Source organism: Rhodobacter flavimaris (assembly GCF_021378075.1).
Taxonomy (GTDB): domain Bacteria; phylum Pseudomonadota; class Alphaproteobacteria; order Rhodobacterales; family Rhodobacteraceae; genus Rhodobacter; species Rhodobacter flavimaris.
The window spans coordinates 178,081-192,404 of record NZ_JAJUOS010000001.1 but is presented as its reverse complement, the minus strand read 5'-3'; the positions used below and the strand labels follow the sequence as shown (position 1 = coordinate 192,404).

16 protein-coding genes are annotated in these 14,324 nt (G+C 65.0%); 4 read left to right on the top strand and 12 right to left on the bottom strand.

Annotation, left to right across the window (positions count from 1 at the left end; translation table 11 throughout):
- Nucleotides 1-36: 36 nt before the first annotated feature.
- From LZA78_RS00960 to LZA78_RS00905, 12 genes are all read right to left on the bottom strand, one after another.
- Nucleotides 37-864: a F0F1 ATP synthase subunit gamma gene (locus tag LZA78_RS00960; protein WP_233675088.1), complete on the bottom strand. Its 828-nt coding sequence runs from the start codon at nt 862-864 to the stop codon at nt 37-39.
- The gene (locus LZA78_RS00955; protein ID WP_233675087.1) at nt 861-2,369 is read right to left on the bottom strand and encodes a F0F1 ATP synthase subunit alpha; all 1,509 of its coding nucleotides are present in this window, start codon (nt 2,367-2,369) and stop codon (nt 861-863) included. The genes LZA78_RS00960 and LZA78_RS00955 overlap by 4 nt, the downstream gene beginning before the upstream one ends.
- Nucleotides 2,347-3,090 carry a F0F1 ATP synthase subunit delta gene (locus tag LZA78_RS00950; protein ID WP_233675086.1) on the bottom strand — a complete coding sequence of 248 codons (744 nt, stop codon included), beginning with the start codon at nt 3,088-3,090 and terminating at the stop codon, nt 2,347-2,349. Before LZA78_RS00950 ends, LZA78_RS00955 begins: the two co-directional genes overlap by 23 nt.
- 3 nt (nt 3,091-3,093) lie before the next feature.
- Nucleotides 3,094-3,345, bottom strand: a complete 252-nt coding sequence (locus LZA78_RS00945; protein ID WP_233675085.1) for a F0F1 ATP synthase subunit C — start codon at nt 3,343-3,345, stop codon at nt 3,094-3,096.
- Nucleotides 3,342-4,043, bottom strand: a complete 702-nt coding sequence (locus tag LZA78_RS00940) for a F0F1 ATP synthase subunit A (protein ID WP_233675084.1) — start codon at nt 4,041-4,043, stop codon at nt 3,342-3,344. The genes LZA78_RS00945 and LZA78_RS00940 overlap by 4 nt, the downstream gene beginning before the upstream one ends.
- On the bottom strand, nt 4,040-4,315 hold the full coding sequence (locus LZA78_RS00935; protein WP_233675083.1) for an N-ATPase subunit AtpR: 276 nt from the start codon (nt 4,313-4,315) through the stop codon (nt 4,040-4,042). The genes LZA78_RS00940 and LZA78_RS00935 overlap by 4 nt, the downstream gene beginning before the upstream one ends.
- Entirely contained in the window at nt 4,312-4,608 is a 297-nt protein-coding gene (locus LZA78_RS00930; RefSeq protein ID WP_233675082.1) for an AtpZ/AtpI family protein, read from the bottom strand. Before LZA78_RS00930 ends, LZA78_RS00935 begins: the two co-directional genes overlap by 4 nt.
- Nucleotides 4,605-5,036 (bottom strand): F0F1 ATP synthase subunit epsilon, encoded by a 432-nt coding sequence (locus LZA78_RS00925; protein WP_233675081.1) that lies wholly within the window; start codon nt 5,034-5,036, stop codon nt 4,605-4,607. The genes LZA78_RS00930 and LZA78_RS00925 overlap by 4 nt, the downstream gene beginning before the upstream one ends.
- Nucleotides 5,036-6,442: a F0F1 ATP synthase subunit beta gene (atpD, locus tag LZA78_RS00920; RefSeq protein ID WP_233675080.1), complete on the bottom strand. Its 1,407-nt coding sequence runs from the start codon at nt 6,440-6,442 to the stop codon at nt 5,036-5,038. Before atpD ends, LZA78_RS00925 begins: the two co-directional genes overlap by 1 nt.
- Before the next feature lie 167 nt (nt 6,443-6,609).
- A complete protein-coding gene (gene pepT / locus LZA78_RS00915) occupies nt 6,610-7,851 on the bottom strand; it encodes a peptidase T (RefSeq protein WP_233675079.1) in 1,242 nt (413 codons plus the stop codon).
- 55 nt (nt 7,852-7,906) lie between these two features.
- The gene (locus tag LZA78_RS00910) at nt 7,907-9,307 is read right to left on the bottom strand and encodes an aspartate aminotransferase family protein (RefSeq protein ID WP_233675078.1); all 1,401 of its coding nucleotides are present in this window, start codon (nt 9,305-9,307) and stop codon (nt 7,907-7,909) included.
- A 150-nt stretch (nt 9,308-9,457) separates the two neighbouring features.
- Nucleotides 9,458-10,114: a GntR family transcriptional regulator gene (locus LZA78_RS00905; RefSeq protein WP_438811049.1), complete on the bottom strand. Its 657-nt coding sequence runs from the start codon at nt 10,112-10,114 to the stop codon at nt 9,458-9,460.
- Between the two features lie 142 nt (nt 10,115-10,256).
- On the opposite strand from LZA78_RS00905, the gene LZA78_RS00900 reads away from it, so the two are divergent.
- The 4 genes from LZA78_RS00900 (at nt 10,257) to LZA78_RS00885 (ending at nt 14,279) form a co-directional block, all read left to right on the top strand.
- Entirely contained in the window at nt 10,257-11,339 is a 1,083-nt protein-coding gene (locus LZA78_RS00900) for a polyamine ABC transporter substrate-binding protein (protein ID WP_233675076.1), read from the top strand.
- A gap of 85 nt (nt 11,340-11,424) precedes the next feature.
- Nucleotides 11,425-12,564: an ABC transporter ATP-binding protein gene (locus tag LZA78_RS00895; RefSeq protein WP_233675075.1), complete on the top strand. Its 1,140-nt coding sequence runs from the start codon at nt 11,425-11,427 to the stop codon at nt 12,562-12,564.
- A gap of 9 nt (nt 12,565-12,573) precedes the next feature.
- A complete protein-coding gene (locus LZA78_RS00890) occupies nt 12,574-13,464 on the top strand; it encodes an ABC transporter permease subunit (RefSeq protein WP_233675416.1) in 891 nt (296 codons plus the stop codon).
- Nucleotides 13,461-14,279, top strand: a complete 819-nt coding sequence (locus LZA78_RS00885) for an ABC transporter permease (protein ID WP_233675074.1) — start codon at nt 13,461-13,463, stop codon at nt 14,277-14,279. The genes LZA78_RS00890 and LZA78_RS00885 overlap by 4 nt, the downstream gene beginning before the upstream one ends.
- Nucleotides 14,280-14,324: the final 45 nt, after the last annotated feature.

Sequence of the window (14,324 nt, the reverse complement as noted above, 5' to 3'; positions counted from 1 at the left end):
GATCATGGGCAAGCCGAGGGGCGGCTGCAAGCCCCCTCAACCCACTGCTGCGGTGGTAAGCTCGATGATCTCGGTCGTCATCTGCTCTTGCCGGGCGCGCTGATAGTCGCCCCGCAGATCGGTGGCGATCCGGCGCACGTTTGACTGCGCGCGCGCCATGGCCTCGGCCCGCGCGGCGTTCTCGGCCGCGAAACCCAGCATAAGTGCCTCACAAAGCTCGGAATAAACATATTCCTCGATCAGTGCGCCAAGCAGATCCCCGGCGGGCAGGCTGGTCAAAGGGGCCGCCGCCCGCGCGGGCTGAAACCGCGCGGGATCAAGTGGAAACACGCTGTGCCGGGTGATCGTGCCGGGGCCGGGCTTCTCGGGGTCAGGGTCGGCGAAGACTATGCGCACGCGCAGCCCCGGCTTTTTCGCCAGCTCTTCGAACACCGCATCGGCCAGACGGCTGGCAAGATCGGGCACTTGGGGCGCATGGGCCGCCATCTCGGCCGCCCAGATCAGGGGGGTATCGGCCAGCATCCCCTCGGTCCGCCCGCCAACCACGATCAGCCCGGCGCCCGAGGCAACCTCGGCCTGCGCGGCCTCGGCCAGATGATCGGAATGCGCCCCGCAAAAGCCCTGCGCGGCGCCGATCACAATGGACAGATGGCCTGCGTGCTCGGCCTCCTCGGGCCAGATGGCCCCTGCCCCAAGCGCGGTTGAAAGCGCGGCAGCCACGGTGGCCTCATGCGCGCGGACGGCCTCAAGATGCGCCTTGGCCTCAAGCTGATGCGCCGCGGCCAGGGCGCGCAAGGTGCCCACGATGCTTTCGATCTGCTGGACATTGGCCAGATGGTCCTTGATGTCCTCGGGGCGGCTCATGCACCGCCTCCGCCAAGCCGGCTGATCGCCTCGCGCACGGTATCAAGCAGATGCGCGCGTACGTCGTCGGACAGATCGTCCGGCGCGGTGCGGAAAGCGCCAATCTTGGCGTCGGCGGCCACCAGCGGCGCGAGCGTCCGGCGCAACTCGGCGATCTGCTCGGGCGCGAGCGGATCAAGCAGACCTTCCGCCAGCCCCGCCAGCAGCGCGATTTGCGACACCGTATCGACCGGCTCGAACCGCGGCTGCGCCAGAAGCGCGCCGATCCGCTCGCCGCGCACAAGCCGCGCCTTCATGGCCCCGTCTGCAAACCCGCCAAACCTCGAAAACATCTTCATTTCAAGATATTGCGCATATTCGAGCCGCACCCGTCCGGCCACCGCACGCAGCGCCCCACGCTGCGCCTTGCCGCCCACGCGGCTGACCGACAGCCCGATATCCACCGCCGGGCGCTGGTTAGCCGCAAACAGCGCGGCCGAGGTCACGATCTGCCCGTCGGCAATCGAGATCAGGTTGGTCGGAATATAGGCCGAGAGGTTCCCCGCCTCGATCTCGGCAATCGGCAGCGCGGTCAGCGAGCCGCCGCCCTTCGCCGCGCTAAGCTTGGCCGAGCGTTCGAGCAGCCGCGCGTGCAGATAGAAGATATCGCCCGGATAGGCCTCGCGCCCCGGCGGCTGGCGCGAGAGCAGCGCAAGCTCGCGGTGAACGGCGGCGTGTTTGGTCAGGTCGTCATAGACGATCAGCGCATGTCCGCCGCCGTCGCGCACTGCTTCGGCCATGGCGGTCGCGGCAAAGGGCGCAAGCCAGCGCAGGCCGGGTTCGGCCGACGCGGGGGCCACGACGAAGATGGTGCGCGCGATCGCGCCCTTCTCGCGCACGGCCTCGATCACGCGGCGCACGGCGGTGGTGCGCTGGCCGATGGCGACATAGACGCAGACGATATCGCTGTCTTTCTGGTTGATGATCGCATCGACGGCCATCGCGGTCTTACCGGTGCCGCGCTCGCCGACGATCAGTTCGCGCTGGCCGCGGCCCACGGCGAAAAGCGCATCGACCACCAGAAGCCCGGTCTGCACGGGTTCGGTGACGAAGTCGCGCTCGATGATCTCGGGGGCCGGGCGTTCGGTTTCATAGCGCGCGCCCGCCTTGATCGGGCCGAGATCGTCAAGCGGCCGCCCGAGCGGATCGACCACGCGCCCCAAAAGCCCCTCGCCCACCGGCACCGACAGAAGCTGCCCGGTTCGGGTGACCAGATCGCCCGCTTCCGACCCCTCCATCGAGTCGAGGAACGCCGCCTGAAGCATTTCCTCGTCGAGGTTCAGCACGAAGCCCCGCGCGCCCGAGGCGAAGGTCACGATTTCATTCAGCGCCGCGCCGGGCAGGCCCGAGATATGCGCAAGCCCGTCGGCCAGTTCCTCGATCCGGCCGGTTTCCTCGGCGACCGGCCCAAGCTCGGCCTTGGCGATGCGGCTGTACAGCGCCTCAATTCCCGGGGTGTCCGCCATCGCGCATCGCCTTTGCCAGCTGCTCGAGATCATGAGCCAGAGAATTGTGAACCACCCCCGCGCCCGAGCGCAGTTCGAGCCCGGCGATCAGCGCGGGTTCGACCGTCACCGGAACCGAAGCGGGCGCCCCCGCTGCGACAAGCCGGTCGCGCAGGGAGGCGGCCTCACCTTCGGTCAGTTCGGCGGGGGTCAGGACGCTTAGGTCAGGCGCCGACAGCAGCGCCTGACGCGCGGCCTCGGGGATGGCCGCAAGCGCCGTAACAAGCCGCTCGGCATAGGCTGCCGCATTCGGCGGTTTGGGTTGCGCCGCCATCGCGCGCGCGGCAATCGCCTGCGCCAGTTCGCGGGCTTCATTCAGCAGCCCCGCCTCTGCCGCGGCGCGGGTTTCCTCGGCGCCCGCACGGGCGCCCTCGGCGATGCGCTGCGCCTCTTGCTGCGCGGCCTGAACAAGGCGCGCGCGCTCTGCCTCGGCCTCTTTGCGGGCATCGGCCAGAACGTCATGGCGCGCGGCGCGGGTTGCCTCGGCCTCAGCCTCGGCAGCCTTCTTGGCGGCGGCCGCATCGGTCTTGGCGGCCTCGGCCGCTGCCATTGCGGCCTCGGTCTCGGCCCGCCGCCTCGCGATGATCTCGACCACCGGTTTGAACAGGAAATGCCGCAGGATCGCCAACAGCACGAGCACGTTGACAAGCTGGAAGGCAAAGGTGGTGAGATCGAAATTCATGTGTCAGACGAAGGGGTTGGCAAACAGCAGCAAAAGCGCGATGACGAGGCAGTAGATTGCCATGGTCTCGATCATCGCGAGGCCCACGAAGAGCGTGCGCGACACGGTTCCCGCAGCCTCGGGCTGGCGCGCGATAGCGTCCATGGCGGCGGCAACCGCCCGCCCCTCGCCCAATGCCGGACCGATGGCTCCGAATGACACGGCCACCGCCGCAGAGATGACGCTTACCAGTTTGATCCAGTCGGCCGGGGTCATGCCGCACCCTCCTTCGCTTCGGGTTTATCGGGGGAATGGCCTTCCTCGATCGCCGATCCGATGAAGACCAGCGCGAGGATGGCGAAAATATAGGCCTGCACGGCGCCCGTCAGCAGATCGAGCGCCATCAGCGGGATCGGCACCAGCAACCCCGCGAGCGACAGCAGGATGCCAACGACGAAAACGCCGCTCATGACGTTGCCGAAGAGGCGCACCATCAGCGAGAACGCCCGCGTCACCTGCTCGATCAGGTTGAGCGGGATCATTACCCAGGTCGGGTTCGCAAAGCTTTTGAGATAGCCAAGAGTGCCATTGGCCCGCACCCCCGCGACGATGGTTGCCACGAAAACGATCAGCGCGAGGGCCGCGTCGGTTTCGAGATGCGCGGTGGGCGGCTCGACCCCGGGGATGAGCGAGGACCAGTTGGCCGTCAGGATGAAGATCAGAAGCGTGCCGATCAGCGGGCGCAGCCGCGCCGGATCGCCCGCGACGACCGAGGCGATCTGCGCGTCGATCGTGGTCACGATCAGTTCCAGCACCGCCTGCGTTCGCGAGGGGCGCAGCGCCAGGCGCCGGGTCAAAAGCCAGCTGCCAAGGCCAAGCACGGCCATGATGCCCCAGGTGGTGACCACAGGGGTCGAAACCTCGACCGGGCCGATCTGAAAGGCAATCGGAAGCGAGAGGGGGTTTTCGCTCATGGCTCCCCCTTCGTCACGGCGCGCAGCACGAGGGCGCGGCCTGCGAAGACGCCAAGCGCGCCCGCAAGCAGCACCAGGGCGCCGCCGCGTGTACAAAGAAACAGGAACAGCCCCAGCAGGACCAACCGCACCAGTTGCAGCACGATGGCGCGCTTTTCACCCGCCACGATGCGCTCCGACAGCGCCTGGAGCGAGCGGAAATGCAGCCAGCCTGCCCCAAGCCCCACCAGCGCCGCCGCAAGGGCGAGCCCATATTGCATCGCATCGCTCATTGCTGGTGCATCCATCGAAACGCGAGCCAAAGGCCCAACCCCGCGCCAAGCATCGTCCCCGCAGCGGCAATCGTGATGCCCAAGCCGATCATGCCATCGACCCATCGCCCAAGCGCCATCCCCGCCAGCGTCGGCCCCACGATCACCCAACCCAGAACGCCGATCTGCCCGAAACGACGCGCGAGCGAGGGCTCGCGGTCCGCCCGGCCCGCCTTGTCGCGGGAATGCGCGGTCTCGGCGGCCTGCTCCAAGGGTTCGTTGTCGGGGCGGTCATAGCGTTCGGCGGGGGTCATCGGAACTCCTCCGCCAGAGGGTCCGCGCCGTTCTGGCCAAGGTGCTGCATCAAGCTGCGGATCGCGCGGGTGTGCAGGCGCATCTGCTCGCCACGCGCGCGCCGGGCCTCATCGGCGCGGCGGGCCGCGTCCTCGCTGACCACGGCCTGAAGGGCGGCAAGATCGTCGCCCACGACCGCCTCGCGGCAGGCGACCTCGACGCGGGCGCCATCGACAACGCGCAAAACCCCGCCCCGCAAGGCGCAATAGTGCCAGACCTTCTCGCCCTGCCCCCGCCAGCGCAGAACCGAGGCCCCCAGGACCGTCAGGAAATCGGCGTGCCCGGGCCAGACCCCGAAGGCGCCCGAGGCATCCTCGGCCCGCACCGAACGCACCTGAGTGGCATCGACGGCGACGGTCATGGGGGTTGCGATGCGCAGGCTTAGCATCAGGCCGCCTCCTTCGATCCGCGCCGGGCCTGTTCCTTGCCGCGCGCCTCGTCGAGCGTCCCGATCATGTAAAGCGAGTTCTCGTCCCACTCGTCGCACTCGCCCGTCAGGATCGCGCGGCAGCCCTTGACCGTCTCGGCCACGGGGACCGAGCGCCCCTCCATCCCGGTATAGGCGGCGGCGACGAAGAAGGGTTGCGTGAGGAAACGTTGCAGTTTGCGCGCACGGCCCACCAGCAGGCGCTCCTCGCGGCCCAGTTCCTCGACGCCCAGAAGCGTGATGACGTCGCGCAACTCGTGGTAATGCTCGATCAGCGCGCGCAGGTCGGCGGCGGTCTGGACGTGTTCACTGCCCACAACGCCGGGATCGAGCAGGACCGAGGTCGTCGCAATCGGGTCGATCGCCGGGTAGATCCCCTCGGCCGCCAATTGGCGCGAGAGCATCACCGTGCTGTCCACATGCGCCGAGATCGCGGCGACGGCCGGGTCGGTGAAATCGTCGGCGGGCACATAGACGGCCTCAATCGCCGTCACCGCCGCCTTGCCGACCGAGGCGATGCGTTCCTGAAGCGCGGCCACTTCGGTTTCCAGCGTCGGCTGGTAACCCACACGAGAGGGCATCCGGCCCAGAAGCCCCGACACCTCGGCCCCGGCCTGCACGAAGCGAAAGACATTATCCATAAGGAGCAGTACGTTACGGCCATCGGCGTCGCGAAAATGCTCGGCCATGGTCAGCGCGGTTAAGGGCACGCGCCAGCGCGCGCCGGGGGGTTCGTTCATCTGGCCATAGACAAGCACGGTCTGGTCGAGCACACCGGAGTCGCGCATCTCGTTGAGCATCTCATGCCCCTCGCGGGAGCGTTCACCCACGCCCGCGAAAACCGAAATACCATCGTAGCTCGAGACCATGGCGCGGATCAGTTCCATCACCAGAACTGTCTTGCCCACGCCTGCGCCGCCGAACATGGCCGATTTGCCGCCCTGCCCCAGTGGCGCAAGAAGGTCGAGCACCTTGATCCCGGTCGAGAAGACCTCGGTATGGGCGCGCTGGCTGGACAGGGTCGGCGCAGGCTGGTGGATCGCGCGCAGCGGCGTATCGGCGGGCAAGGCCGGGCCATTGTCGCCGGTCCGCCCCATGACGTTCAAAAGCCGCCCCAGAACGGCCGAGCCCACCGGCACCGTCAGCGCAGCGCCCGTCAGCCGAACCGTCGCCCCACGCGCAAGCCCCTGCGTGCCCTGCAAGGCAATCGCGCGCACCCGGTCGGCGGCCAGATGCGCCTGCACCTCGGCCATCACGGACCCGGAAGGGCCCGCGATCTCGACGGCCTCGCCAATCTCGGGCAGCGGCCCGCCGATGCGGATGTCCAGAACCGGGCCGCGAACGGCTGTCAGAACAGCCTCAGCCATGATGGGCCAATGCTCCGCCTAGGACGCCACCAAGGGGAATATGCGCGTCGAATGCCATCTGGTTGCAAAGCCTTACGCTCAACTCAGAGTATTACGGCCCAACGCTAGACCCGGCCTGCGCCCCTTGCAAGCCGGGGTGGTTCACCTCGTGGTGAAATGACCCGGTGTCAGTCCCGCGGCACGGCGTCCTGCACAAGACGCAGGCAGACGCGCGTCGCGACCGCCATATCCTGCACCGAGATCCACTCGAGCGGCCCGTGGATCTCTTGCATGCCGGTGAAGATGTTGGGGCAAGGCACGCCCATCTCGGTCAGGCGCGAACCATCGGTGCCGCCGCGGATCGGGACCGAGAGCGGCTCGACCCCCTCGGCGCGGCAGGCCGCGCGGGCAAGCTCGACCGGGGTCATGTCGTTCTCCAGCCAGTAGCGCATGTTGCGGTATTGCGGCTTGATCTGGCAGGTGATCGTGGCGCGGGGCTCGGTCGCGGCGACGGCCTCGCAGACCTTGCGCAGCATCTCGCCGCGCGCGGCCAGCCCGTCACGCTCAAAATCGCGCAGGATTATCGACATTTCGCATTCGGCGGCCGTGCCGCCCATGTTGGTGATGTGCCAAAAACCGTCGCGCCCATCGGTGACCTCGGGGGTTTCGGTAGCCTGCGGCAGCATCTCGATGATCTTCGCGGCCAGGTGCAGCGCGTTGACCATCTTGCCCTTGGCCGTGCCCGGATGGGTCGAGACACCCACGACCTTCACCTTGGCGCCATCAGCCGAGAAGGTCTCGTATTCGATCTCGCCCACAGCGCCGCCATCGAGCGTATAGGCAAAGTCCACCCCCAGATCCACAGGCATCCGCGCATCGACGCCCTGGCCGATCTCCTCGTCAGGGGTGAAGGCGATGCGCAGCGTGCCGTGCGGGATCGACGGGTCTGCCAGAAGCTGCTCGGCCATGGTCATCAGAATGGCGATGCCCGCCTTGTCATCGGCGCCCAGAAGCGTCGCCCCCGAGGCGGTGATGAGATCGTGCCCCACCTTCTCGGCCAGATAAGGCGCGGCCTCGGGCGTCAGGCGCAGGTTCGGCGCGTCGGGAAAGGTGATCTCGCCGCCGTTATAGCCCCGGATCACGCGCGGCTTCACGCCGGTCGCGTTATAGGCGGGCGCAGTATCCATATGGGCCAGCAGGCCGATGACCGGGCCGCCCTCGACCGTGCCGGGGATCGTCGCCAGCACCGCGCCATAATCGGTGACACGCACATCCTGCGCACCGATCCGGATCAGCTCGGCCTCAAGCATCCGCGCCAGATCCAACTGGATCGCGGTCGAGGGCGATGTGGTGCTCGATTCGTCGCTTTGAGTATCGACGGCCGCGTAACGGACCAGCCGTTCTTCGAGCGCTGCGTTCAATTGGGTCATGTGTGCCTCCGGTCTGACATGAGAAGGGCGCCCGAAGGCGCCCCTGTCAAGTCGATCACTCGGCGGCCTTTTCCTGCCACAGGCCCTCGGCCTTGATCTTCTCGTAGGCCTCGTCGAGCGACTTGCGCGCCCGCACCATCAGCTCGTCGATCTCGGCCTTGGTGATGGTCAGCGGCGGCGAGATGATCATCCGGTCACCGACATGGCGCATGACGAGGTTGTTGGCAAAGCAACGCTCGCGCGTGATCAGGCCGATAGTGCCCGCCTTGGCGGCGAAAGCCGCGCGGGTTGCCTTGTTCGGGGTCAGCGCGATCGAGCCCATCATGCCGACGATCTTGGCCTCGCCCACCATCGGGTGATCGGTCAGGCTTTCCCACTTGGCCTTCAGGTAGGGCGCGATTTCCGAGCGGACGCGATCGATCACGCCCTCTTCTTCAAGGATACGCAGGTTTTCCAGCGCCACGGCAGCGGCGACCGGGTGGCCCGAATAGGTGTAGCCATGCGCGAATTCGTCACCCGAATTGATGACCGCAGCCACCTCGTCCGAGACGAGCGAGGCGCCCATCGGGATGTAGCCCGAGGTCAGACCCTTCGCGACGGTCATGATGTCGGGCTCGATCCCGAGGGTCTGGCAGCCGAACCAGTTACCGGTGCGGCCAAACCCACAGATCACCTCGTCCGCGATCAGCAGGATGCCGTATTTCTTCACGATGCGCTGGATTTCGGGCCAATAGGTGTCCGGCGCCACGATCACGCCACCGGCGCCCTGGATCGGCTCGCCGATGAAGGCTGCGACCTTCTCGGGCCCGACTTCGAGGATCTTCGCCTCAAGCTCCTGCGCGCGGGCCAAGCCGAATTCCTCGGGCGTCATGTCGCCGCCCTCGCTCCACCAGTCGGGCTGGTCGATATGGACGATATCCGGGATCGGCAGGCCGCCCTGCTTGTGCATCCCCTTCATCCCGCCAAGCGAGGCCGCGCCCATGGTCGAGCCGTGATAGCCGTTCCAGCGCGAGATGATGACCGTGCGCTCGGGCTGTTCCTTCACGTTCCAGTAGTGGCGCACCATGCGGATGTTGGTGTCGTTCGAATCCGAGCCCGAACCGTTGAAGAAGACATGGTTCAGATTGCCCGGCGCGAGTTCGGCCAGCTTCTTGGCCAGCGCGATCGCGGGGATATGCGTGGTCTGGAAAAACGTATTGTAGAAAGGCAGTTGGCGCATCTGGCGCGCGGCAACCTCGGCCAGTTCCTCGCGGCCATAGCCGACGTTCATGCACCACAGACCTGCCATGCCGTCGAGGATCTCGTTGCCCTCGGAATCGGTCAGCCAGACACCCTTGGCACGGGTGATGATCCGCGCGCCCTTCTTGGAGAGCGCATCGCCATCGGTGAACGGGTGCATGTGGTGGGCAGCGTCAAGCGCCTGAAGTTCGGCAGTCGGCAGGTGATTTTCGATCATGTGAGTATCTCTCGGCTGGACGCAATGGAATGTCTGCCGCGACTCGGCTCCGGCACGAACGAAAACCGGGGCGTATCGCAGTTCCTGCAATTCACAATATGATCAAAATTTAAGCCGTCAAGACGATTTGATCATATTGCAGATTTCGCCTCAGTCGCCGACCAGAACAGCGCGCACATTCTCAAGCCCCTGCGCGATATCCTGCCGGATTGCCTCGGCTACGGCCTCGCCATCGCCTGCCCGTAAGGCGTCGAGCGCCTCTATATGCATGTCGGGCAGGTTCTGCGTTCCGAAGCGCCCGCACATGACCCGCAAGGACGGCGCCGAGCGCAGCCAGAGTGCCTGAACGAGCGGCAGGAGAACCTCGGCCTGGGCGACCGAGTAAAGCGTCATATGGAAGCGGTAGTTCTGCAGCAGATACGCCTTCACATCACCCCGCGCGATGGCGGCATTCAGCGCGTCATCAATCGTGCGCAGCTCATATATATGCGTCGGAGTTATCTTCTGCGCGGCGCGCCGGGCCAACTCAGGCTCAAGTGCGGTCCTTGCATAAAGGATTTCGTCGATCTGCGAGAGGGTCAGTTCGGGCACCGAAACGCGCCGATTCCCCTGAAACTGGAGTGCCCCTTCCGAGATCAGACGGCGGATCGCCTCGCGCACGGGGGTCATCCCGGCGCCCAACAGCTCCACCAGACCCTGGATCGTGACCGCCTGCCCCGGCGCGAAGTCGCCCCCGAGGATCATGGTCCGCAATCCGCGATAAACGCTTTCATGCGCTGGCTGTTTTTGCAGCTCGGCGTTCAAAATTCGATTACTCCTTGACGTTCCCAAAAGGATGCCCTTGGCTGGCGGCCATGCCAAGACGAAAAATTCGTTGCGTCATCGTACGCAATTTGATCAAACTAATGAAAACAACAAACGCAACCGAAAACCAATGGGGAAATTTAACATGAAGACGATGTGGCTTCCGATTGCCGCCCTGACCCTCGCGGGTGGCTCGGCCCTGGCAGAAGAGGTGCGGGTCTATAACTGGTCCGACTATATCGACGAGGCGCTGCTTGAGAAGTTCGAGGCCGAGACCGGCATCGATCTGATCTATGACGTGTTCGACTCGAACGAAGTGCTCGAGACCAAACTGCTCGCCGGTGGCTCGGGCTATGACGTCGTGGTTCCGACCGGCTCGTTCCTTGAGCGTCAGATCCAGGCCGGCGTGTTCCAGAAGCTCGACTTCGCGCAGATGTCGAACTCGGGCAACCTGTGGGATGCGATCAAGGAGCGCACCGCCAAGTACGATCCCGGCAACGAATACTCGATCAACTACATGTGGGGCACCACCGGCCTCGGCGTGAACGTCGGCAAGGTCAAGGAAGTGCTGGGCGAGGACGCGCCGATCAACTCGCTCGACCTCGTGTTCAAGCCCGAGAACATGGAAAAGCTGGCCTCGTGTGGCGTCATGTTCCTCGACGCTCCGACCGAGATCATCCCGGCAGCGCTGAAATACATCGGCGAAGACCCGGACAGCAAGGACGAGGAAGTCATTGCCAAGGTCGAACCGCTGCTGATGGCGATCCAGCCCTATGTCTCGAAGTTCCACAGCTCGGAATACATCAACGCGCTCGCCAACGGCGAGATCTGCGTGGCCTTCGGCTGGTCGGGTGACATGCTGCAAGCGCGCGACCGTGCGGCCGAGGCCGACAATGGCGTCGAGATCGCCTATAATGCGCCCAAGGAAGGCGCCCTGATGTGGTTCGACCAGATGGCAATCCCGGCCGACGCCCCGAACCCGGCTGGCGCGATGAAGTTCCTGAACTTCATCATGGACGCGCAGAACATGGCCGCAGCCTCGAACTACGTCTACTACGCCAACGGCAACAAGGCCTCGCAGGAATTCCTGGTCGAGGACGTGATCGGCGACCCGGCGATCTACCCGGATGAGGCGACGATGGCGAACCTCTACACCGTCACCGCCTACGATCCGAAGGTACAGCGCACGGTGACCCGCCTCTGGACCAAGATCAAGTCGGGCACCTAAGACAAGCCTGACATGACCGCGCCCTGGCCCCGCCCGGGCGCGGTTCACGTTTTCCCTAACCTCTCCGTAGCCAGTCGAGGGCGTGATGGCCGAAGCCAATCCCCAGAAAGTCTTTGCCCCTTGGGAAGATCCCAATCAGGCACCGTTGATCCGCTTTGAGGGCGTGACGAAGAAATTCGGCACCTTCACCGCAGTGGACGATCTCAATCTTGATATCTATCGCGGCGAATTCTTCGCGCTGCTCGGTCCCTCTGGCTGCGGCAAGACCACGCTGATGCGGATGCTGGCGGGTTTCGAAGACCCGACGATGGGCAAGATCTGGCTGGATGATGTTGATGTCGCGCCGATCCCGCCGAACCGGCGGCCCGTCAACATGATGTTCCAAAGCTACGCGCTGTTTCCGCACCTGACGGTCTGGGACAACATCGCGTTCGGCCTCAAGCGGTCGGACATGCCCAAGGACAAGATCGGTGATCGCGTGCAGGAGATGCTGCGCCTGACCCGGCTGGAGCAATTCGCCAAGCGCAAGCCGCATCAGATCTCGGGCGGTCAGCGTCAGCGCGTGGCGCTGGCGCGCTCGCTGGCCAAGGCGCCGAAGCTGCTGCTGCTGGATGAACCGCTTGGCGCGCTCGACAAGAAACTGCGGCAAGAGACGCAGTTCGAACTGATGGATATTCAGGAGAAGACCGGCACCACCTTCGTGATCGTGACCCACGACCAGGAAGAGGCGATGACGGTCGCTACCCGCGTGGCGGTCATGGACCACGGCAAGCTGGTGCAGGTTGCCACCCCGGCGGGGATCTATGAGACGCCGAACTCGGTCTATGTCGCGGACTTCATCGGCGAGGTGAACATCATCGAGGGCGCCGCAGCGCCCACCGGCGACGGCAAGGTCGATATCGCCTTTGCAGAGGGCGCCGAGCCGATCCACGCCACCATCGGCGAGCCGGTCACCGCGGGCCAGAAGGTGTTCTTCGCGATCCGCCCCGAAAAGATCCACGTCGGCCGCGAACCCGATCCGACGCGCGCCAACCGCATCCGCGGCAAGGTGCATGACATCGCCTATCTAGGGAACATCTCGACCTACCGCGTCGAGCTGGAAACCGGGCAGATGATCTCGGCCCAGATGACCAACGCGCGCCGCCTGTCGCGTCGCGACTTCACCTGGGAAGACGAGGTCTGGCTGAGCTGGACTGACACCGCCGGCGTCGTATTGACGAGGTAAGCCATGAACCTGCGTCGCCTCGCCCTGATCCTTGTCCCCTACCTGTGGCTCATGGGGTTCTTCCTGGTGCCGTTCCTGATCGTGGTGAAAATCGCGCTCTCGGATACGGCCATCGCGATCCCGCCCTACTGGCCGGTGCTGGACCTGTCCGCCGGCTGGACCGGGATCAAGGAGTTCTTCTCGGAGCTGGACCTCGAGAACTTCATCTTCCTGACCGAGGACAGCCTTTACTGGAAGTCCTATCTCAGCTCGCTCCAGATCGCGACGATATCGACCTTCCTGACGCTGCTGGTGGGCTACCCGATCGCCTATGCTATGGCGCAGGCGCCAGATGAATGGCGCCCCACGCTGATGATGCTGGTGATCCTGCCGTTCTGGACCTCGTTCCTGATCCGCGTCTATTCCTGGGTGGGCATCATCGCCAACGAGGGGCTGCTGAACCAGTTCCTGCTGTGGACCGGGCTGATCTCGGAACCGCTCCAGATCATGAACACTCCGACGGCCGTCTACATCGGCATCGTCTATACCTACCTGCCCTTCATGATCCTGCCGATCTACGCCACGCTTGAGAAAATGGACGGCTCGCTGATCGAGGCGGCGGTCGATCTTGGCTGCTCGCGCGGGAAAGCCTTCTGGCTGGTCACCCTGCCGCTGTCGCGCCCGGGCATGATCGCAGGCTGCTTCCTGGTGTTCATCCCGGCGCTTGGTGAGTTCGTGATCCCGTCGCTTCTGGGCGGCTCGCAGACGCTGATGATCGGCAAGGTGCTTTGGGAAGAGTTCTTCTCGAACCGCGACTGGCCGGTGGCCGCTGCGGTGGCGGTTGTGCTGCTGCTGCTGCTGGTGATCCCGATTGTGCTGTTCCAGCGCAACCAGCAAAAGCAAGAGGAGGCCGGCCGATGAACCGGAGCATGAGTTGGTTCAACGTCACCTCGCTGACGTTGGGGTTCGCCTTCCTTTACCTACCGATGATGATCCTGATCTTCTACAGCTTCAACGCCTCGAAGCTGGTGACGGTCTGGGCCGGGTTCTCGACCAAGTGGTATGGCGAGTTGCTGCACAACAAGCAGTTCCTCGATGCTGCCTGGGTGACGCTGCGCGTGGGCGTAATGTCCTCGACTGCGGCGACCATTCTGGGCACGATGGCGGCTTACGTCATGGTGCGCGGCGGGCGCTTCTTTGGCCGGACACTGTTTTCGGGCATGATCTACGCGCCGCTGGTGATGCCTGAGGTGATCACCGGTCTGTCGCTCTTGCTGCTGTTCATCGCTATCGGCCTTGATCGCGGCATCTTCACCATCGTGCTGGCGCATACGACCTTCTCGATGTGCTACGTTTCGGTCGTCGTGTCCTCGCGCCTGATGACCTTTGACCGCTCCCTCGAAGAGGCGGCGCTGGATCTGGGCTGCTCGCCCTTCGACGCGTTCAAGTCGGTGACGCTGCCGATCATCACCCCGGCGGTGATCTCGGGCTGGCTGCTGGCATTCACGCTGTCGCTCGACGATCTGGTGATCGCCTCCTTTGCCTCTGGCCCGTCCTCGACAACGCTGCCGATCAAGATCTTCTCGGCGGTGCGACTTGGGGTCTCGCCCGAGATCAACGCGCTCTCGACAATCATGATCGGGATCGTGGCGACCGGGGTGATTACCACCTCGCTGATTTCGAAGAACGCGATCCGCCGCCAGCGCCAGGAAGAGCTGGAAGGCACCAAACTGTGATCCGGGCGGCGTTCGCGCCGCCCCACCCTTTCTCCCCGTGATCCC